This window comes from Pseudomonas tremae (assembly GCF_023278125.1).
GTDB lineage: Bacteria > Pseudomonadota > Gammaproteobacteria > Pseudomonadales > Pseudomonadaceae > Aquipseudomonas > Aquipseudomonas tremae.
Window position 1 is genome coordinate 3,862,933 of record NZ_CP066270.1, and the last position, 20,427, is coordinate 3,883,359.

At 59.7% G+C, this 20,427-nt stretch carries 13 protein-coding genes; 9 read left to right on the forward strand and 4 right to left on the reverse strand.

Going from position 1 to position 20,427, the window contains the following annotated elements; all coding sequences use genetic code 11:
* Positions 1-94: 94 nt before the first annotated feature.
* Positions 95-529: a MarR family transcriptional regulator gene (locus I9H09_RS17465; protein ID WP_005889599.1), complete on the reverse strand. Its 435-nt coding sequence runs from the start codon at positions 527-529 to the stop codon at positions 95-97.
* Positions 530-622: 93 nt separating this feature from the next.
* Positions 623-2,752 carry a DNA helicase RecQ gene (recQ, locus tag I9H09_RS17470; RefSeq protein ID WP_005889596.1) on the reverse strand — a complete coding sequence of 710 codons (2,130 nt, stop codon included), beginning with the start codon at positions 2,750-2,752 and terminating at the stop codon, positions 623-625.
* 176 nt (positions 2,753-2,928) lie between these two features.
* On the opposite strand from recQ, the gene I9H09_RS17475 reads away from it, so the two are divergent.
* Positions 2,929-3,516: a UPF0149 family protein gene (locus I9H09_RS17475; RefSeq protein WP_024690187.1), complete on the forward strand. Its 588-nt coding sequence runs from the start codon at positions 2,929-2,931 to the stop codon at positions 3,514-3,516.
* A 10-nt stretch (positions 3,517-3,526) separates the two neighbouring features.
* Positions 3,527-3,928, forward strand: a complete 402-nt coding sequence (locus tag I9H09_RS17480) for a YbaN family protein (protein ID WP_024690186.1) — start codon at positions 3,527-3,529, stop codon at positions 3,926-3,928.
* Positions 3,929-4,405: 477 nt separating this feature from the next.
* On the opposite strand, the gene pap is transcribed toward I9H09_RS17480, so the two are convergent.
* A complete protein-coding gene (gene pap / locus I9H09_RS17485; protein WP_005889586.1) occupies positions 4,406-5,902 on the reverse strand; it encodes a polyphosphate:AMP phosphotransferase in 1,497 nt (498 codons plus the stop codon).
* Positions 5,903-6,051: 149 nt separating this feature from the next.
* Here pap and mnmC point away from each other — a divergent pair, with 149 nt between their 5' ends.
* The 4 genes from mnmC to I9H09_RS17505 all read left to right on the forward strand — a co-directional run bounded on the left by mnmC (position 6,052) and on the right by I9H09_RS17505 (position 12,528).
* The gene (gene mnmC, locus I9H09_RS17490) at positions 6,052-8,034 is read left to right on the forward strand and encodes a bifunctional tRNA (5-methylaminomethyl-2-thiouridine)(34)-methyltransferase MnmC2/FAD-dependent 5-carboxymethylaminomethyl-2-thiouridine(34) oxidoreductase MnmC1 (RefSeq protein ID WP_122346751.1); all 1,983 of its coding nucleotides are present in this window, start codon (positions 6,052-6,054) and stop codon (positions 8,032-8,034) included.
* A 274-nt stretch (positions 8,035-8,308) separates the two neighbouring features.
* Positions 8,309-8,977 carry an ABC transporter ATP-binding protein gene (locus I9H09_RS17495; RefSeq protein WP_122325130.1) on the forward strand — a complete coding sequence of 223 codons (669 nt, stop codon included), beginning with the start codon at positions 8,309-8,311 and terminating at the stop codon, positions 8,975-8,977.
* A 1-nt stretch (position 8,978) separates the two neighbouring features.
* Positions 8,979-11,459, forward strand: coding sequence for an ABC transporter permease (locus I9H09_RS17500; RefSeq protein WP_122346758.1), 2,481 nt, complete (start codon positions 8,979-8,981; stop codon positions 11,457-11,459).
* Positions 11,449-12,528: a lipocalin-like domain-containing protein gene (locus I9H09_RS17505; protein ID WP_122346750.1), complete on the forward strand. Its 1,080-nt coding sequence runs from the start codon at positions 11,449-11,451 to the stop codon at positions 12,526-12,528. Before I9H09_RS17500 ends, I9H09_RS17505 begins: the two co-directional genes overlap by 11 nt.
* Before the next feature lie 29 nt (positions 12,529-12,557).
* Here the strand turns inward: I9H09_RS17505 and I9H09_RS17510 are convergent, their stop codons facing one another.
* Entirely contained in the window at positions 12,558-15,326 is a 2,769-nt protein-coding gene (locus I9H09_RS17510; protein WP_183142418.1) for a polysaccharide lyase family 8 super-sandwich domain-containing protein, read from the reverse strand.
* 236 nt (positions 15,327-15,562) lie between these two features.
* On the opposite strand from I9H09_RS17510, the gene I9H09_RS17515 reads away from it, so the two are divergent.
* The 3 genes from I9H09_RS17515 (at position 15,563) to I9H09_RS17525 (ending at position 20,366) form a co-directional block, all read left to right on the forward strand.
* Positions 15,563-17,335 (forward strand): N-acetylglutaminylglutamine amidotransferase, encoded by a 1,773-nt coding sequence (locus I9H09_RS17515; RefSeq protein ID WP_122346749.1) that lies wholly within the window; start codon positions 15,563-15,565, stop codon positions 17,333-17,335.
* A gap of 3 nt (positions 17,336-17,338) precedes the next feature.
* The gene (ngg, locus tag I9H09_RS17520) at positions 17,339-19,087 is read left to right on the forward strand and encodes an N-acetylglutaminylglutamine synthetase (RefSeq protein ID WP_054997404.1); all 1,749 of its coding nucleotides are present in this window, start codon (positions 17,339-17,341) and stop codon (positions 19,085-19,087) included.
* A gap of 82 nt (positions 19,088-19,169) precedes the next feature.
* The gene (locus I9H09_RS17525; protein ID WP_005889575.1) at positions 19,170-20,366 is read left to right on the forward strand and encodes an osmoprotectant NAGGN system M42 family peptidase; all 1,197 of its coding nucleotides are present in this window, start codon (positions 19,170-19,172) and stop codon (positions 20,364-20,366) included.
* The last annotated feature ends 61 nt before the right edge of the window (positions 20,367-20,427 follow it).

A 20,427-nucleotide genomic window follows, 5' to 3' on the forward strand; every position in this document is an offset into this window, starting at 1 on the left:
CGAACCCTTATGGAAACCACAGCAGGCTTCTCTCGTAATCAGATGGACGTCAGTATCCGTCACAAGAGTATGGTTGAGAACTCGCTGCTTCGTCTCAGGATCTTTCCAGATTGGCCAGAATCTGTGAGTGAACCTGCATGCTGACGCGCAGATCGTCTTCGCTCACGCCTTTTAACAGTTCGATACGCAAGACATTGGCGATGGTCTCAATCTTCTCGATCAGGGGCAATGCAGTATCACAGAGCAGTATCTTCTTCGCCCGGCGATCTTCAGCGACCGCCACTCGTTGAACCAGCCCCTGTTTTTCGAGGCTGTCGAGCAGTCGGGCCAGGGTCGGACCTTCCACACCAACGCTCTGCGCCAGCTCGCGCTGGGTAGGCGGTTGGTTGAAACGGGCAAGGTGTAGAAGAACCAGCCAGCGAGCCTGTGACAGGCCAAGATCGACCAACCTGCGGTCCAGCTCAGCGCGCCAGCCTCGGGTCAGGTGGCCCAGTTGCATCCCGAAACGGTGTTCATCAGTCAATGGCATAAGGGAACTCATGATTCAAACTAATTATTAGCGAGCTAAGCATGGTCCCTATGATCAGGCAAGCAAGTGGCGGTGACGCTACGTTGCACGTCGTTATACCTCAAATTCCGATTGCAGCGCCGCACGCACGCAATACAGCACCCCCTCCGGGACCCGCCCAGCAAACTGTTCGGCAATCGCCGACACCGGCGGCAACTCGCCTTCGCCGTCGAGAAAAGCGTCCTGGACTTCACCCAGCAAATCTTCCGGCAGATCCAGCGCCTGCTCGATAGACAACTGCTGCTTGCCGATGGCCTCGGCCAGCAGGGTGTAGACGTTCTTTTCCGAGCACTGCAACTGGCCTGCGATCTGCGCTGGCGTCATACCGGCACGCGCCAGGCTGATCAACTCGTGGCGAATGTCGGCCACCACCCTGGGCGCCTCGGCTTTGCCGCTGAGCACTTCGAGAAACGCCTCACCGTAACGCTCCAGCTTGCGCGCACCCACGCCACTGACGCGCGCCATCTCGGCCATCGAACCCGGCTTGCTACGCAGCATTTCCAGCAGCGTCGAGTCGGGAAAAATGACGTAAGGTGGCACGCCGTGTTCTTCGGCCAGTTTGCGCCGCAGGGTCCGCAAGGCTTCCCACTGCTCACGCTCCTCGCCTCGCACCAGTTGGCTGGCCGGGCTGCCAGAACTGCTTTTCGAAGTGGTTTGTGGTTTGAGATCGCGACGCAGTTCCAAAGAAACTTCACCACGCAACAACGGCCGACAGGTGTCGCTCAGACGCAGACCGCCGTAGCCTTCAAGATCGATGTCGGCCAGACCGCGCGCGACCAGCTGACGGAACAGCGAACGCCATTCGGCTTCGGTGCGCGCCTTGCCTACACCGAATACCGACAAGTGCTGATGACCGAAGCTTTCCACCTTGTCATTGGATTTGCCGAGCAGGACATCCACCAGATGCCCCACGCCATAACGCTGACCGGTTCGGTAAATGGCGGATAGCGCCTGACGCGCAGGCTCGGTGGCATCCCAGGTCTGCACACCGTCGACACAGTTGTCGCAGTGGCCGCACGGGTTGGGCATGTCTTCATCGAAATAGGCCAGCAAGGTCTGCCGGCGGCAGCGGGTTTCTTCACACAGGGCCAACATGGCATCGAGCTTGTGCTGCTCCAGCCGCTTGTGGCGCTCGTCGCCTTCGGAGTTCTGCAGCATCTGCTTGAGCATCAGCACGTCCTGCAGGCCGTAGGCCATCCAGGCATCGGCAGGCAGACCATCGCGCCCTGCCCGGCCAGTTTCCTGGTAGTAAGCCTCAAGGGATTTCGGCAGGTCCATGTGCGCGACGAAACGCACGTTGGGTTTGTCGATACCCATGCCGAACGCGATGGTCGCGACCATGATCAGCCCCTCCTCGTTGAGGAAGCGCTTCTGGTTGGCCGCGCGGGTTTCCGACGGCAAACCTGCGTGATAGGGCAGCGCGGGATAACCGTTCTCGCTGAGAAAAACCGCCACTTCATCGACTTTCTTGCGTGACAGGCAATAGACGATGCCAGCGTCGCTGCGCCGCTCGGACAGGAACGCCAGCAACTGCTTGCGCGGCTGTTCCTTGGGCACGATGCGGTAAAAGATGTTGGGACGGTCGAAGCTGGAGAGGAAGCGCTCGGCGTTCTGCAAGTGCAGACGCGTGACGATTTCTTCTCGGGTGCGCTTGTCGGCTGTGGCGGTCAACGCGATACGCGGCACATCCGGAAACAGCTCGGCCAGTTGCCCCAGTTGCAGGTATTCAGGACGGAAATCATGACCCCATTGCGATACACAATGCGCTTCGTCGATAGCGAACAGGGCGATTTTCAGGTTTTGCAGGAATGACAGCATGCGCGGCTGGACCAGTCGCTCCGGGGCGAGGTACAGCATTTTGACTTCGCCCAAACGGACGCGATTGGCCAGGTCGCGCTGCTGCTCTGCGCTGAGGGTAGAGTTGAGCGCTGCAGCCGAAACACCCAGCTCGTCCAGCGTGGCAACCTGATCGTCCATCAGCGCGATCAGCGGCGATACGACCACACACAGGCCATCACGCAACAGCCCCGGCACCTGGAAACACAGGGACTTGCCGCCCCCGGTAGGCATCAGCACCAGTGCATCGCCGCCGTTGGCCACACGCTCAATAATGGCACCCTGGCGACCACGAAAACTGTCGTAACCAAAGATGTCTTTAAGTACGCGTTGTGCCTGCTCAAGCATAAAAACCCCGGAATATCCTGCTGCACTGCAAAACGCAGGAGTATACCCGAGCACTCGCGGGCAATGGATGACTGGGACATCAGCGGTCAAAATTAACTGCAATTGGCCTGCGCGCTGGCGCCACGGGCGCTCAGGGCCTAGAATCCAGCATCGTTTATTTTCAAGGTAGTGCCTCCATGTCCTTCGCTGAGCAACTCACCCGCCTGCAAGTCTTCCTCGATGCAGATGAACTGCACGATGAAGCGCTGGACTACGTGGCCGCGCATGGCTACCTGACGGCCCTGTCCATCTGTGCCGAAGAGGTGCCAGAGCGCGAATGGATCGACGCATTGTTCTCCGAGCCGCCGCAATACGCCAGTGAAGCGCAGCAGACGGAAGTCGAGGCAACACTGATTGCACTGAAGGCGCACATTGCTCGCCTGCTGGCGTCGGACGAAGAGTTCGAGCTGCCCTGCGATCTGGACCTGGGCGACGACCCTGATGACTCCGACCTTCGCGGCTGGTGCATCGGCTTCATGGAAGGCGTGTTCCTGCGTGAAAACGCCTGGTTCGAAAGTGCCGAGGAAGAAGTCAGCGAAATGCTCTTGCCGATCATGGTGGGTTCGGGCCTGTTCGACGAGCAACCGGAATTCTCCGACATCGCTCAGGACGCCAACCTGATGGACGACATGATCGTGCAGATCCCGGAAGCACTGACAGCGCTCTACCTGTTGTGTCAGGCCCCGGACGAGAAGCCGGCGATCCTCAAACCCCGCCACCACTGAGTCGGCGCCTATGGCGCAAGGCTCACTGCGCACCAGCCGTCATTGGTGGGTGCGCTATCTGCTTGTAGCGGTCGGCTGGTTGAGCGTCGCACTGGGCGTCATCGGTATTTTCCTGCCGGTGCTGCCCACTACGCCCTTTCTGCTGTTGGCCGCCGCCTGTTTCGCCCGTAGCTCCCCGCGCTTCTACCAATGGCTGATCAACCATCGGCAGCTTGGCCCGTGGATTCGCGACTACCTCGAAGGCAACGGCATTCCCCTCAAGGGCAAAGTGTGGGCAATCGGCACGATGTGGTTCAGCATCGGCCTGTCGTGCTACCTGGTGCCATCATTCTGGGCGCGCGCGTTCATGCTCACCAGTGCAGTACTGGTCACGATTTATATCCTCCGGCAAAAGACGCGGCAAAAGCGCTGATCCAATAGCGCTATCAGCGCCACCGTGTATCACTCATGAAACAGCTGCTTTTCGAGCATGGTGCCTATTCGAAAAGCGTCTGAGGGCGCGTTCAAACTCGCATAGGCTTCAGGGCAAGCCTTGAACGGATCGAGGCTGATAAACCGACAGAAACCAGTCGGGCAGCCCGCTTTCAAGGAGAACACCATGCGCGACCTGAACCCTCTTTACGCTGCGGTCCTGCAGCTGTGGAGGCAATGGCCCCAAATGCTCAGACTCCGCAGCCCGAGCTTGAGCCTCAACCACGTGCTCCATTGCCAAAAAGACGCACAACTGCCCACACGCACCTGACTCGACTCCTGAACGGCGACTTCCAGCAAGCGGACGATGTGACGGCCCCGCAACCGATCGCCTTGCAGGTGGCGAATGCGCCTCAGTGACCGCCACCCGCCACGTAGTCGGGCATTTATTCAGCCGATCAATAGACGCAACGCGTGATCATTTCTTCTTGTCTCTGGCGAACGCTGCTTCCAGCGCTTCGTTGATCGTGCGCAGTACCTTGACTCTTGCCCAGCGCTTGTCGTTGGCCTCGATCAGTGTCCAGGGCGCGATTTCGGTGCTGGTGCGATCCACCATGTCACCCACTGCCTGGCGGTAATCAGGCCATTTCTTGCGGTTGCGCCAGTCGTCTTCGGTGATCTTGTAGCGCTTGAAAGGGATCTTTTCACGCTCCTGAAAGCGCTCCAGCTGGGTCTGTTGATCGATGGCCAGCCAGAACTTGACGACCACCACACCCGCTTCCGTGAGTTGTTCTTCGAAATCGTTGATTTCGGCGTAAGCGCGCTTCCAGTCCGAGTCGCTGCAAAAACCCTCGACCCGCTCGACCAGCACGCGGCCATACCAAGAGCGGTCGAAGATGGTGAATTTGCCGCGCGCCGGTATCTGGCGCCAGAACCGCCACAGATACGGTTGCGCTCGCTCGTCCTGAGTCGGCGCAGCGATAGGCACGATGGCGTACTGACGCGGGTCCAGTGCAGCGGCAACCCGTCGGATAGCGCCGCCTTTACCTGCTGCGTCATTGCCTTCGAACACGGCCAGCAATGCATGGCTCTTCATGCGTTTGTCGCGCATGTTGCCGGACAGCCGCGCCTGCTCGGTGATCAGTTGTTCCTGATAGTCGTCCTTGCTCAGTTGCAGGCTCAGGTCGAGGCTGTCGAGCAGCGTGCGTTCATCACTGTGGATCGCCAGCGGCCCTACCGTGAGCGCGCTGGGCTCGGGTTCGACCTTGTTGAGCGCAGCCTGCATGCCCTCCAGCAACAGGCGTCCCACCGTCAGGCTGCGGTAGTTGGCGTCCACGCCTTCGATCACGTGCCAGGGCGCGTACTCGCGGCTGGTGCGGCGCAACACTCGCTCGCCGAAGCGCACGAACTTGCCGTAGGTCCGGGATTGCTGCCAGTCCAACGGGCTGATGCGCCAGCTGTGCAGCGGGTCATCCTTGAGGGTCTTGAGGCGCAGCTTCATCTGTTTTTTGGACAGGTGAAACCAGAACTTGAAGATCAGCGCGCCTTCGTCACAGAGCATCTTTTCAAGGCGTTCGGCACCGCTAATGGCCTGATCGAGTACCGCATCCTTGTAGCGGCCATGCACACGATCCTGAAGCATCTGGCTGTACCAGTTGCCAAAGAAAATGCCCATGCGCCCCTTGGCCGGCAGCTGTCGCCAGTACCGCCAGGCCGGCGGGTGCGCCAGTTCTTCGTCGGTTTGCTGGTCGAAGGTGCGCACCTCTATCAAGCGCGGGTCCATCCATTCGTTGAGCAATTTGACGGTCTCGCCCTTGCCAGCGCCTTCTATGCCATTGATCAGCACAATGATCTGCCGCCCGGCCTGCTCGTGAAGGTCTATTTGCGCTTCCAGCAACGCCTCGCGCAACTCGGGCAGGGCCGCCTCGTAGGTTTCATCGTCAATGGCATGACCGATTTCAGCAGATTCAAACATGCACAACTCCTGATGGGTGGTGGCTCAATGAACGCCCCAATGGTGATTGTGACCACTGATCAGGGGCATCGGTCAATCCGCGCAGCCTTGATAGCACTTTTATCCGCGCAGACGGCTAAAATACAGCCACTGCCTCCGCTGAGCCCGACATGACTATTACCCGCCACGCCCAGATCGACTGGGACGAACACGGCAACCCGCGTTCCCGCGACTTTTCCGACGTGTATTTTTCCACCGAATCCGGCCTGGACGAGACACGCCATGTGTTTCTGGTGCAAAACGACCTGCGGCGGCGTTTCGCCGAGTTACCGGCTGGCGGGCGAATGGTGATTGGTGAGACCGGCTTTGGCACGGGCCTGAATTTTCTCTGTACCTGGCAGTTGTTCGACGAGTGCGCGCCAGCCGATGCACGGCTGCATTTTGTCAGCGTCGAGAAGTACCCGCTGAGCCGCGCCGACCTGCAACGGGCGCTTGCGCTATGGCCGGAACTGTCGAGCGTCGCCCAGCCGTTGCTTGAGCAATATGTTGCGATACATGAGGGTTTTCAGCGCCTGGTCTTCGATGGCGGACGTGTCACCCTGACGCTGCTGATCGGTGATGCCTTGCAGATGCTGCCGCAACTGGACGGGCAGATCGATGCTTGGTTTCTCGATGGCTTCGCCCCGGCGAAAAACCCTGAAATGTGGACCCCGGAACTGTTTGCCGAACTGGCCCAGCTGTCTGCACCTGCCACCACCATCGGCACGTTCACCAGTACCGGCTGGGTGCGGCGCTCGCTGAACGCGGCAGGTTTCAAGATGAAGCGCGTGCCGGGAATCGGCCACAAGTGGGAAGTGCTGCGCGGTGCGTTCATTGCCACGCCAGAAGACGTCACGCCGCCCCCCGCCGCCAAACCCTGGTTCGCCCGCCCTGCGTTGATTGCACGGGAGCGCAAAGCGCTGGTGATCGGCGCCGGGCTGGCTGGGTGCGCAACTGCGCAGAGTCTTGCGCAACGCGGCTGGCAGGTCAGCCTGCTGGAACGCCATGCTGCACCGGCTCAGGAGGCCTCCGGCAACCCGCAAGGCGTGCTGTACCTGAAGCTGTCGGCGCACGGCACGGCGCTGTCACAGCTTATCCTGAGTGGTTTTGGTCACACGCGCAGGCTGCTTGAACTCCTGCAACGAGGTGTGGACTGGGACGCTTGCGGCGTGCTGCAGCTGACCTTCGACGACAAGGAGGCGCTGCGCCAGAAGCAACTGGCCGAAGCCTTCCCGGAATCGCTGTTGCACTTGCTTGATCGCCCCGCAGCCGAAGCGCAAAGCGGCATTGCGCTCGACAGCGGTGGACTGTTTTATCCCGAGGGCGGCTGGGTCCACCCGCCTGCGTTGTGTCAGGCACAGGTACAACACCTGAATATCCGTCTGATCGCCCATCATCAGGCGCTGGCGTTAAAGCGTGTCGATGATCAATGGCAGGTTTGGGGTGACGAGCAACTGATCGACAGCGCACCCGTTGTGGTGTTGGCCGGGGCGGCTGACATCAAGCAGTTTTCGCAGAGCGCCGACTTGCCGCTCAAGCGCATTCGCGGTCAGATCACGAGCTTGGCGCAAACCGACGCAAGTGCTGCATTGCGCAGCGTGGTGTGCGCCGAAGGTTATGTCGCGCCGGCACGGCTGGGCGAACACACGTTAGGGGCCAGTTTTGATTTCAACAGCATTGATCTCACCCCCAATCTGGCGGATCACGCAGGCAACCTGACACTGCTGCAGGAAATTTCCGCAGACCTGGCGTCTCGCCTTGAGACAGCGGACATGCCTGCGCAGCAATTGCGCGGTCGGGCTGCGTTTCGTTGCACCAGCCCCGATTACCTGCCCATCGTCGGCCCGCTGGCCGATCGCGAAGCATTTATGCAGGCGTACGCGGCGCTGGGCAAGGATGCACGGCAAGTACCTGATATAGATTGCCCGTGGCTGGACGGCCTGTACGTCAACAGCGGCCACGGCTCACGCGGTTTGATTACGGCACCGCTGTCGGCCGAACTGATCGCCGCCTGGGTCGACAACGAGCCCCTGCCCTTGCCACGCAGCGTAGCCGAGGCGTGTCACCCCAACCGCTTCGCCCTGCGCGGGATTATTCGCGGTGGCGGGAAGTAGCTTCATGGTGCCCATGCCAATGCGAAGCGTTATACACAAGCCCTGATAGGCCTGAAAAGCAGGACTAACGTGGAGCATCCGCGCAATGGTTGAGATTATCGTTCCCTGCGCTTCAGCGCGGGAATGCAGCTCTCCAGGCTCTACGTCGAAAGCAGGACGCAGAGTGTTCTGAACGGCATGACGATGCGGGGCGTCGCACGATATTCTCATCTGCCGCGACGCGCACGCGCTCAGGCGCTACTCTTTGAACTCAGTCAGAACAGTTGAGCCACACATGCTGCAAGTGCGAAACGTAACCAAGCGCTACACCACGGCACAAGGACCACTGAATGTCTTGCGGGGTGTTGATCTGTATCTTGAGAAGGGCGAGAGCCTCGCGTTGATGGGTGAGTCCGGTAGTGGCAAAAGCACGCTATTGCATCTGGTGGCGGGGCTGGATCAGGTCGATGGCGGCACTATCGAGGTCGCAGGCCAGCGTCTGGACCTGATGAGCGAAAGCCAGCTGGCCAACTGGCGACGTACAGAAATCGGCCTGGTGTTTCAGCAGTTCAACCTGATCGGCAGCCTGAAAATAGCTGACAATCTGGCGTTCCAGGCACGACTGGCAGGGCGCCACGACCCCGTCTGGCAGGCACAATTGACCGAGCGACTCGGGCTCGGCGAGCTCCTTGACCGTTACCCTGAACAGTTGTCCGGCGGCCAGCAGCAGCGTGTCGCCATCGGTCGCGCCCTCGCTTCACGGCCAGGCCTGTTGCTGGCCGACGAACCCACCGGCAATCTTGATGAGGCCACCAGTGACGAAGTGCTGCAACTGCTGCTGGACCTGCTCGGTGACAGCACCACCAGCCTGCTGATGGTCACCCACAGCCCGCGAGTCGCCGAACGCCTGGCGCGACAGGTGGTGTTGCATCATGGTCGCCTGGCAACCGAAGGCGAGCGCTGAGATGCGGGTTTTCTACTGGACCCTGCGTGCGTTACTGAGCCATTGGCGAAGGCATCCAGTGCAGTTTTTCAGCGTGTTGACGGGCCTTTGGCTGGCCACCGCGTTGCTGACCGGCGTACAGGCGCTCAACAGTCAGGCGCGAGAAAGCTACCAGCGAGCCAGCCAATTGATCGGCGGCGAACCGCAGACCAGCATTACAGCGACCGGCGGCGGACTGTTTGCTCAGGACCTGTTCATCCAGTTGCGCCGTGAAGGTTGGCCGGTGTCGCCCGCGCTGCAAGGGCGAATCGTGCTCAAGGACGCGCAATACAGTCGTCTGCAACTGATGGGCATCGAGCCGGTGACGTTGCCCCAAGGCTCGGCACTGGCCGGGCAAACACTGGATTCGAACCAAATCGTCGACTTCCTCACGCCACCGGGCATGACCTGGATCGCGCCGCAGACGCTGCAGGCATTGGGGCTGCAGGAAGGCCAGCAGCCGCTTACCGAAAACGGCACCGCGCTGCCTCCGCTGCGCGCCAAGCCAGACATGGCGCCGGGCGTGTTACTCACCGATATCGGCTTTGCACAAGCATTGCTGGGCCAGCCCGGACAGTTGTCGCGCATGCTGCTGGCCAAGGACTTTGCAGCCCGCAGCCCCACGCTTCCTTCCGCCCTGAGCAACCTGCTGGTGATCAGGAAAAGCGGTGAGGAGAACAACCTCGAGCGTCTGACCGAAAGCTTTCACCTGAATCTGAATGCGCTGGGTGTGCTGTCATTCATCGTCGGGCTGTTCATCGTCCATGCCGCCATTGGCCTGGCACTGGAACAGCGTCGGGGCCTGCTGCGCAACCTGCGCGCCTGCGGGGTCAGCGCTCGTTTGCTGATTACCGCGCTGAGCGTTGAGCTGGGCGCATTGGCTTTGCTGGGCGGCATTTTTGGCGTGGTCAGCGGCTATTTGCTGGCCAGTATGCTGCTGCCGGATGTCGCGGCCAGCCTGAGAGGCCTGTACGGGGCTGAAGTCGCCGGTCAATTGAACCTGAGCCTATGGTGGTGGCTGAGCGGAATAGGCCTGAGCCTGCTTGGCGCGTTGCTGGCCGGTGCCAACAGCCTGCTGCGCGCCGCACGGCTGCCGCTATTGGCGCTCGCCAATGCCCAAGCCTGGCAACAGGCCCATGCGCGCTGGCTGCGCAGGCAAGCCTGGGTGGCGGCAATAGGAGCAGCAGTTGCCTTGGCGGCCTTGCTGTTCGGCAACACGCTGATGCTGGGTTTTGTGATGATGTCCGCGCTGTTGCTCAGTGCTGCGCTGGGCCTTCCCGTGCTGCTGGATGCCATGCTCGGCAGCCTGCTACGGCGCAGTCGCTCGGCGCTGGGACAATGGTTTCTCGCCGACTGCCGTCAGCAATTGCCAGCGTTGAGCCTGGCGCTGATGGCGCTGTTGCTGGCAATGGCTGCCAATATCGGCGCAGGCAGCATGACATCGGGCTTTAGGGAGACCTTCAACAGCTGGCTGGAGCAACGCCTGACTGCCGAGTTGTACGTCAGCCCACAAGATCCGGCGCAGGCCAAACCCTTGCAAGCCTGGCTGAACCAGCAAGCGGATATCAGCGCAGTGCTGCCTAACTGGCAGGTGCCGGTACAGGTCCAGGGCTGGCCCGCCGATCTGTTTGGCGTGATCGATCACAGTACTTATCGCCAGCACTGGAAACTGCTCGAATCCGTCGCGGGCGATCCGTGGGATCTGTTGCGCGACGAGGACAGCGTAATGCTCAGCGAACAGCTCGCGCGCCGTCTCGGTGCGCGGCTGGACGATACGCTGAACATCCCGATACCCAACGGTCAGTGGCCTGTGCGTATCGTCGGGATCTACGCCGACTACGGCAATCCCAAGGGCCACTTGCTGGTGAACTCAAAACACCTGCTCACTCATTGGCCGCAACTGACGCCGGTTCGCTTCAACCTGAGGATCGACCGGGCGGCGACGCCTCCACTGATCAGCAGATTGCAGGACAACTTCACGCTGGACGACAACCACATCATTGATCAGAGCCAGCTCAAAGGCTGGTCCAGTCAGGTGTTCGAGCGCACGTTTGCGGCCACCGCTGCGCTCAACAGTCTGACACTCGGCGTGGCCGGAATAGCATTGTTCATCAGCCTGCTGACCCAGAGCCAGAGCCGCCTCGGACAGCTCGCACCGTTGTGGGCTCTGGGCGTGACGCGGCGGCAATTGATGCTGCTCAATCTGGGGCAGACCTGGCTGCTGGCGGTACTGACCCTGGTGCTCGCGCTGCCGTTGGGCCTGATGCTGGCATGGTGTCTGGACGCGGTCATCAACGTTCGGGCCTTTGGCTGGCGCCTGCCGTTGCAGGTGTTTCCGATGCAACTGCTGCAACTCATGGCGCTGGCGATGCTGGCGACTTTACTGGCCTCAGCCTGGCCGCTGCTGAAGCTGTACCGCAGCCGACCTGCGGATTTACTGCGGACATTCGCCAATGAACATTAAGTGGATGATGCCACTGGCGGTCGCGGTGCTGCTCGCGGCCTGCGATGACAAACAGCAACCCGAAAGCGGCTTCGCCGGACTGGGCAATGAAGCCGACGCATACACGCAGGTCACGCCGGGCAAGGTCTTTTCATTCCCCGAGGACCACGGCCAGCACCCCGGCTTTCGCATCGAATGGTGGTACATCACAGCCACCTTGAAGGACGATGCAGGCCGCCAATTCGGTGTGCAGTGGACCTTGTTCCGCAGCGCCCTGCGACCCGGCACACACACCGGCAGTGGCTGGAATGAAGGCACGATATGGCTGGGCCACGCAGCAGCCACATCGAGCAGCGGCCATTACGTGGCAGAGCGTTACGCACGGGGTGGAGTCGGCCAGGCAAACGTGACGTCGGCGCCCTTCTCGGCGTGGATCGACGATTGGGCATTCACCAGCAATGCTCAAACCGCAGACCCGCTCGCCTCGATGCAACTCAAGGCCAGCGGCAAGGACTTCCGCTACGACCTGCACCTGACCTCCAGTAAGCCGCTGGTGTTACAGGGCGAAAAGGGCTACAGCCAGAAATCCGAAGCAGGCCAGGCTTCCTACTATTACAGCCAGCCTTTCTTCGACGCCAAAGGTAGTGTGGCAATTGAAGGAAAAACCTATCAGGTCACCGGTAACGCCTGGCTGGACCGGGAATGGAGCAGTCAGCCATTGACCGCCAACCAGAGCGGCTGGGACTGGTTCTCCCTGCAACTGGCCAATGGCGACCGCTTGATGCTCTACCGCATCCGCCACAAGGATGGCACGCCCTACCTGACCGGCAACTGGATCAGCGCCGATGGCACGACAACGTTGCTGCACGCCAATGAAATCAGCCTTGAACCACTCGACACCACCTCGATCGGTGACCATCAGGTACCCACTCGCTGGGCGATCAGCATACCTGGCAAAAACCTGAGCATTACCACCGAAGCGCTGAACCCCAAGGCCTGGATGGGCACAAGTATTCCCTACTGGGAAGGGCCGGTGAGGTTCAGCGGTAGTCAGGAGGGAGTCGGGTATCTGGAGATGACGGGCTATTGATTCCCGTCACGTCTCCTCGCGGATACCAACTAATCAATCAGGAAGTTAACCGTCACAGAGCGCCCTCGTTCATCACCTTGCGGCAGGCTGACTACCAGCCGCACCAATGGCGTGCCCTGTTCATCTGCCTTGACGACAAATGACAAGTTTTCCAAGGTTTGCGTGGGGTCGGCGCAAGTCAATTTAACCTGCGTGTCCTGTAGTTCTGCAATATAGACGCAAGGTTGTTCCGGATAGAGGCCATGGCTGGCTTCCTGCACACCTCTGCGCGTTGACTCCACATCGAAACAACTCACCATTACAGCCTCGCCATCGGCCCCGATGTGCACATCGGCAATGCCGGCTTCGAGTACGCTAGCTGTTGCCAGGAGCGCCTTGCCCGAGAGATCTTCTGAAGGACTGACGCTATAGTGGTAAAAGCCGTTTTCACCTTTTTCATGATTGATACAAAGCGAAAAAACCGGCAGTGTCACGGTATCGGGGGAGCCGTTGATATTAATGTCAGACCACGCACCACTTCGGTTTTTCACCTCGATAGTCACGCTGGGGCGAGACCAGAAAAAACCAAGCGTATAGACGAAACCATCGTGGTAAACCGCTCGGATATTGTCAGCCGTCAGCGAACCCTGTTCAAGTGTATGCTCATGATCGTCGATCGTCAGGTACCTCACCGGACCGCGCGCAATGCACTGATTAACACAGGTAACCACCGGGAACACGGCAGAGCGAGTATCAATTCCAGTCCCCAGGCAGGTCACACGATCATCGGTCGCCATGACTGTCTTATAGGCATGAGTCACGTTTTTTCTGGACAACTCCATGGACAGAACGGTTCTCTTTCCATCACTCACGCCTCCTGCAAAGTCGTGAGATCCCCACATGTTTACCCCCCAATCAGTATTGGGCCATTTGAAATCCGCAACTTGCTCGACCGTCGTCCCCGGCAGACGTTGCCAGTCCCAGACAGGCTGGATTCCCTCATATTCCTTGCCGTGATGACTCAGAAAATAAGTGCCAGCGCCCATGTAATAACCTTTCGGATTCTCGCCATTGCCACTTTCTCCACCCACTGTACGAGTGGAAATCGCCTTGGCCCACACACAGTATTGCGAGCCTATATGGGCCAAATAGTCATTGACCCAAAAAAGACGTCCACCTCTGTAGTGCTGATTTTTCGATTCATCGCCACTCGTGCGTCGAATCAGTTCATCAAGTGCTTCTTTGTTGGCAGTATCAGCTACGGGCAACAGTGCTTCAGCCCATTTCGCAATGTGAGCATTGAAAGCAATACCGCGACTGATCGCCCTACCATTGACGTGAAAATCCATATGGCTGGCGTAACCCATCCAGCCCATGCCCTCCACCACAACATTTACCAACTCAGACAGTGCAGTCGTTGTAAGTGAAAACTCGTTGACCAGCACCGCAGAACCTTCAACTATTCTGTTCAACAACTCAGCTCCATAGGATCCTGAATAGAGCTGCATGCAGTACTGACTGCCATTACGGGCATTGTGTTGATTGATAGCGTAATCCACGCTTACCCCTTCTCCATGCTCCTTGCCCTCGCGTTCGACTGGCAGGCACAGCCCGGACAGCACATCTGCCGCAGCACGCAGATACAGTAAATAGTTGCCCTGCCCGGAGTTCTTCCACGCGCTGACACTCCACAGAATCTGAACGGACGCAAAGTCAGCCAGATTGGCGCCAGTCTGGGTGTAGGCATACGTGTTTGTAGTCTTCATGGCGTAGGGAATGAACTGCTCAATCAGCTCTGAGCCGGTCAAATGCTTGGCGAGCAGTACAGCCGCGCGGCCAGCCTTTTTGGCAAGGCCAATCTGTCGATTCCACCAGCTGATGTTGTAGCCCTGCCGGGCGTAAAAGTTCAGTGCTGCCAGCGCATGAGACAGATAATGCGCAGGCGATGCAGCTGCCTGACTGAAAAGATAGCAGGCGATTCTGAAGGCCCTGTCCAGATGCAGATTGAGCCCACTGATATCACCGACTTCCGAACCTGGCGCGGGGTAGGTGATGTCTCGAAACTTACCGTCAGAAAAACCAGTCAACCAGGCGTCTATGTCCTTCTGAGACGGAATAGACTTCGGTATCTGATCACTAAGACGCTTGAATACCTGCGCGGCACTTGCCAATGCGGCTGGCGAGAAGCCGAAATCGAATTCAAGCGTCAGCGGTGATCCGGCCGGAGCCCAAAGGTGGTTACGAAAACTGCTGCCAATTGGAACGAACGTTTTCTGGGCGTTATCCTTTTCTCCGGCACGTAATAACTCTCCTCTGCTGTTTATCGTCTCGCTCAAATAGGCAGGCCACCAATATTTTCCCAAACGCTCAATCGGGATATGGCATTGGACGGTCTGGTAGACGTCGCCTGTCGACTTGTTGAGAAGACGGCAGGTGATCGTTGTGCCTTCAGGCAACGCGCCTACCGAATTGACGGTATAAAGATCCGACCACTGACTGAAACGGCACGCACTGGTAAGCGCAACTCGTGCACTCGCTGAGTCTGTCCATATTTTATTCAAATAACTGCTGTGCTCGGTCTCGAATGTCCCGTCGGTCTGCTGGACGCCTGCACGCAGGTGCGTAGCCGTGGCATTGATGTAATCTGCGAAAGCTTTCGTCCAGTTGTACTGCCCCACCGCAGGCGTCGGGGAGAACCGCACGGTTTCTACCGGCTCCCCCGTCGCGGTATCGACAAGAGTGACCTGCAGGTTCTCCCCTGCGACCAAGTCCCGCTCAGAGTTGATTTCTCTCATCGAAACCCAAGTGTTTGCGTCCATTGCACATCTCCCTTCCTGGTAGCTGTGGGTGTCGTTGGCTGAATCATGCGCTGCCCGGCCATCGACCCATCACTGGCAATTCTGATAGGTCCAGTCGCACACGCCGGGCTACAGCAAGAGACCAATCCCAAAGGCTTATAACTTTTTGATCTAAAACTACCCCGCCCTTGCTAGGTCAGTTTCTGGGTGACTGCACTTCCTCAGTCACCTCCCCAACGGAAACCCGGTAAGGACTTATGTGCGGATTAGCAGGTGAGCTACGTTTTGACCATCAACCAGCGGACCTCGCCGCGGTTGAACGAATTACCCATGAGCTGGCGCCTCGCGGCCCGGATGCGTGGGGGTTTCACAGCCAGGGGCCAGTTGCCCTTGGTCATCGCCGACTGAAGATCATGGACCTGTCGGACGGCTCGGCGCAGCCGATGATCGACGGCAACCTTGGCCTGTCGATGGCTTTCAATGGCGCTATTTATAACTTCCCGGAATTGCGCGCCGAGCTGGAAAACCTTGGCTATCAGTTTCATTCCGGTGGCGACACCGAGGTACTGCTCAAGGGTTATCACGCGTGGGGCGCAGACATGCTGCCCAAGCTCAATGGCATGTTTGCCTTTGCCATCTGGGAGCGCGACAGCAAGCAGCTGTTCATCGCCCGTGACCGCCTCGGCGTCAAGCCGTTGTACCTGTCCAAGACCGACAAGCGCCTGCGCTTCGCGTCCTCGCTGCCAGCCCTGCTCAAGGGCGGCGACATCAGCGGGATGCTTGATCCGGTGGCGCTCAATCATTACCTCAACTTCCATGCTGTGGTGCCTGCACCGCGCACGTTGCTGGCCGGTGTCGAAAAACTTCCGCCAGCCAGCTGGATGCGCATCGACGCCAGCGGCAAGGTCGAGCAGAAAGTCTGGTGGACCCTGCCTTACGGCCCACATGAAGACGAAAAAAACCTGACCCTCGAAGACTGGCGCGATCGCGTGCTGGACAGCACGCGCGAAGCGGTGGCTATCCGTCAGCGTGCAGCGGTGGATGTGGGCGTGCTGCTTTCAGGTGGTGTGGACTCCAGCATGCTGGTCGGTCTGCTGCGCGAAGTGGGCGTCGAGGACCTGTCGACCTTCTCTATCGGCTTTCAGGATGCCGGTGGCGAGCGTGGCGACGAATTTCAGTATTCCGACCTGATCGCCAAGCATTACGGCACGCGTCACCATCAGTTGCGCATCCAGGAAAGCGAGATCATCGAGCAGTTGCCAGCGGCGTTCCGCGCCATGAGCGAACCGATGGTCAGCCATGACTGCATCGCTTTCTACCTGCTGTCGCGTGAAGTGGCCAAGCATTGCAAGGTGGTACAGAGCGGCCAGGGCGCCGACGAACTGTTTGCCGGTTACCACTGGTACCCGCAAGTGGATGGTGCAAGTGACCCGGTACCGGCCTATCGCGATGCATTCGTTGACCGCAGCTACGCCGAATACGCCGAAACCGTACAGCCGAAATGGCGCACGGCTAACGACGCTGCCGGTGATTTCGTTCGCGATCATTTCGCACAGGCGGGAGCCAGCGCAGCGGTCGACAAGGCCTTGCGCCTGGACAGCACAGTGATGTTGGTCGACGACCCGGTCAAACGTGTCGACAACATGACCATGGCCTGGGGCCTGGAAGCGCGTACGCCGTTTCTCGACTATCGCCTGGTTGAGCTGTCTGCGCGCATCCCCGGCAAGTTCAAGCTGCCGGACGGTGGCAAACAAGTGCTGAAAGAAGCGGCGCGCATGGTTATTCCCTCGGAAGTGATCGACCGCAAGAAGGGTTACTTCCCGGTGCCCGGCCTCAAGCATTTGCAAGGCGATACCCTTGATTGGGTGCGTCAGCTGTTAACCGATCCGAGTCAAGACCGCGGCCTGTTCAACCCGGCCATGGTCGACAAACTGCTGAGCAACCCGGAAGGCCAGCTGACGCCGCTACGCGGCTCCAAGTTGTGGCAGCTGGCTGCGCTGAACCTGTGGCTCAGCGAACAAGGACTGTGATTAATGAAACAGAACGCGACGACTTATAGCCAACGCCTGTTGCGCGGACAGTCGCCCTCGTATGAACGCCTGCAAGCGCGCCTCGCCGAAGATGGCAGCCAGATCGATGCAGAGCCTCTGGCGCTGCATTGTGGCTGGGGGCGCTTGCTGATCGGTCACACTTACCCTGATCCGGCAGCGCTGGCGCAGGACCTGCTCAACGAGAAAGCTGGCGAACGCGACATTGCCTTGTACGTGGCCGCGCCACAGCAGGTACTGGCGCAAGCGCCGCAGCAGCTGTTTCTCGACCCCTCGGACACGTTGCGCCTGTGGTTCAGCGACTATCGTCCGGCGCAGCGGGTGTTCCGTGGTTATCGAATTCGTCGGGCGCACAACGAAGCGGACTGGCAGGCCATCAACAATCTGTATCTGGCGCGCGGCATGTTGCCTATCGACCCTGCCCTGCTGACCCCGCGTCACCAGGGCGGCCCGGTGTACTGGGTGGCTGAGGACGAAGGCAGCAACACGATCATCGGCAGCGTCATGGGCCTCAACCATCAAAAAGCGTTCAACGACCCGGAAAAAGGCAGCAGCCTGTGGTGCCTAGCCGTTGACCCGCAATGCACACGCCCAGGCGTCGGCGAAGTGCTGGTTCGTCACTTGATCGAGCATTTCATGAGTCGCGGCCTGAGCTATCTCGATCTGTCGGTGTTGCACGACAACGAGCAGGCCAAGGCGCTGTACGCCAAGCTGAATTTTCGCAACCTGCCGACCTTCGCCATCAAGCGCAAGAACGGCATCAATGAATCGCTGTTCCTCGGCCCGGGCCCGCAGGCGGAATTCAATCCGTATGCGCGAATCATCGTCGAGGAAGCCCATCGCCGCGGCATTGATGTGCAGGTGGACGATGCGGATGCCGGTCTGTTCACGCTCTGCTACGGCGGTCGGCGAATTCGTTGCCGGGAGTCGCTGAGCGATCTGACGAGCGCTGTCAGCATGACCCTTTGCCAGGACAAGAGCCTGACACACCGGGCATTGAAGGCCGCCGGGCTGCGCTTGCCGGCACAACAACGCGCGGGCGACGAGGCAGACAACCATGCGTTTCTTGACCAGCACAAGCAAGTGGTGGTCAAACCGCTGGATGGCGAGCAAGGCCAGGGCGTTGCGGTTGACCTGCGCACGATCGAAGACGTGCAGAGCGCCATCGAGCAGGCGCGCCAGTTTGACAGCCGGGTGATTCTGGAAAGCTTCCACGAAGGCCTGGACCTGCGCATCGTCGTGATCGGTTTTCAGGTGGTGGCCGCGGCGATACGTCGCCCGGCAGAGATCATCGGTGATGGTCGTCACACCATCAAGCAACTGATCGAAGCACAAAGTCGCCGCCGTGCCGCTGCAACCGATGGCGAGAGCCGTATTCCTATGGACCAGGAAACCGAGCGCACGGTGCGCGAAGCCGGTTACGACTATGCCGATATCTTGCCGATGGACCAACGCCTTGCCGTACGCCGCGCTGCCAACCTGCACACCGGCGGCTGCCTCGAAGACGTCACGGCCATTCTGCACCCGGTGCTCAGCGACGCCGCTGTGCGTGCAGCGCGGGCGCTGGACATTCCGGTAGTCGGCCTGGACCTGATGGTGCCTGCCGCCGATCAGCCCGAGTACGTGTTCATTGAAGCCAATGAGCGTGTCGGGCTGGCTAACCATGAACCGCAACCCACTGCCGAACGCTTCGTCGATCTGCTGTTTCCGCACAGTTTGCCTGTGCATATCTGATCGCAGCTGCGAGCAACAGGCTGCAATACAGGGTTTCAACCCTCGCAGCCTGTGACTTGCAACTGCTCCATAAGGAGCATTCATGACCACTGCAACCATTCCCGATCCGGATCTGAAGTACCTGCAGAAAGTTCTGTTGGAAATGCTCGCGATTCCTAGCCCTACGGGCTTTACCGACACCATCGTGCGTTACGTGGCCGAGCGTCTGGAAGAACTCGGCATCCCGTTCGAGCTGACCCGGCGCGGCACGATTCGCGCGACGCTGAAGGGCAAACAGAACAGCCCTGACCGCGCAGTATCGGCGCACCTGGACACCATTGGCGCCAGCGTTCGCGAGGTCAAGGAAAATGGTCGTCTGGCACTGGCCGCAGTCGGCTGCTGGTCGAGCCGCTTTGCCGAGGGCAGTCGTGTCAGCGTGTTCACCGACACAGGCGTCATCCGTGGCAGCGTTCTGCCGCTGATGGCCTCCGGTCATGCATTCAATACCGCCGTGGATGAAATGCCGATCAGCTGGGACCACGTCGAATTGCGTCTGGATGCTTATTGCACCACGCGCGCCGACTGTGAATCGCTGGGTATCGGCATCGGCGACTTCGTGGCCTTTGATCCACTGCCAGAGTTCACCGAAAGCGGCCACATCAGTGCGCGCCATCTGGACGACAAGGCTGGCGTCGCGGCGTTGCTGGCGGCGCTCAAATCGATCGTCGAAAGTGGCGCCGAGCCGTTGATCGACTGCCACCCGCTGTTCACCATCACCGAAGAGACCGGCACAGGTGCGGCGGGCGTACTGCCTTGGGACGTGAGCGAATTTGTCGGTATCGACATCGCTCCGGTTGCGCCGGGCCAGCACTCCAGCGAACACGCGGTCAGCGTGGCCATGCAGGACTCGGGCGGTCCTTACGACTATCACTTGTCCCGCCATCTGTTGCGTCTGGGCGTGGAAAACGAGCTGCCGGTCCGTCGCGACCTGTTCCGTTATTACTACAGCGACGCACATTCGGCAGTCACTTCAGGCCATGACATTCGCACCGCTTTGCTGGCCTTCGGCTGCGACGCGACGCACGGCTACGAGCGCACCCACATCGACAGTCTGGCGGCGCTCAGCAAGCTGCTTGGCGCGTACATTCTCAGCCCGCCGGTATTTGCCAGCGATGCCAAACCGGCCCAGTCCTCGCTGGAGCGGTTCAGCCATCAGATCGAACATGACGCGCAGATGGAATCCGATACCCGCGTGCCACCTGTCGACAGCCTGATCGGACAGAACCGCGAAGAGATTTGAGGTCTGCTGAATTGAATTGCGGTGCCTGGCACCGCAGTTCTATCATCGCCGCTCATCGACA

Excerpts from the sequence above, each read along its gene's own strand:
- I9H09_RS17465 (WP_005889599.1), bottom strand. The coding sequence starts at position 529 with ATGCCATTGACTGATGAACACCGTTTCGGGATGCAACTGGGCCACCTG.
- recQ (WP_005889596.1), bottom strand. The coding sequence starts at position 2,752 with ATGCTTGAGCAGGCACAACGCGTACTTAAAGACATCTTTGGTTACGAC.
- I9H09_RS17475 (WP_024690187.1), top strand. The coding sequence starts at position 2,929 with ATGTCCTTCGCTGAGCAACTCACCCGCCTGCAAGTCTTCCTCGATGCA.
- I9H09_RS17480 (WP_024690186.1), top strand. The coding sequence starts at position 3,527 with ATGGCGCAAGGCTCACTGCGCACCAGCCGTCATTGGTGGGTGCGCTAT.
- pap (WP_005889586.1), bottom strand. The coding sequence starts at position 5,902 with ATGTTTGAATCTGCTGAAATCGGTCATGCCATTGACGATGAAACCTAC.
- mnmC (WP_122346751.1), top strand. The coding sequence starts at position 6,052 with ATGACTATTACCCGCCACGCCCAGATCGACTGGGACGAACACGGCAAC.
- I9H09_RS17495 (WP_122325130.1), top strand. The coding sequence starts at position 8,309 with ATGCTGCAAGTGCGAAACGTAACCAAGCGCTACACCACGGCACAAGGA.
- I9H09_RS17500 (WP_122346758.1), top strand. The coding sequence starts at position 8,979 with ATGCGGGTTTTCTACTGGACCCTGCGTGCGTTACTGAGCCATTGGCGA.
- I9H09_RS17505 (WP_122346750.1), top strand. The coding sequence starts at position 11,449 with ATGAACATTAAGTGGATGATGCCACTGGCGGTCGCGGTGCTGCTCGCG.
- I9H09_RS17510 (WP_183142418.1), bottom strand. The coding sequence starts at position 15,326 with ATGGACGCAAACACTTGGGTTTCGATGAGAGAAATCAACTCTGAGCGG.
- I9H09_RS17515 (WP_122346749.1), top strand. The coding sequence starts at position 15,563 with ATGTGCGGATTAGCAGGTGAGCTACGTTTTGACCATCAACCAGCGGAC.
- ngg (WP_054997404.1), top strand. The coding sequence starts at position 17,339 with ATGAAACAGAACGCGACGACTTATAGCCAACGCCTGTTGCGCGGACAG.
- I9H09_RS17525 (WP_005889575.1), top strand. The coding sequence starts at position 19,170 with ATGACCACTGCAACCATTCCCGATCCGGATCTGAAGTACCTGCAGAAA.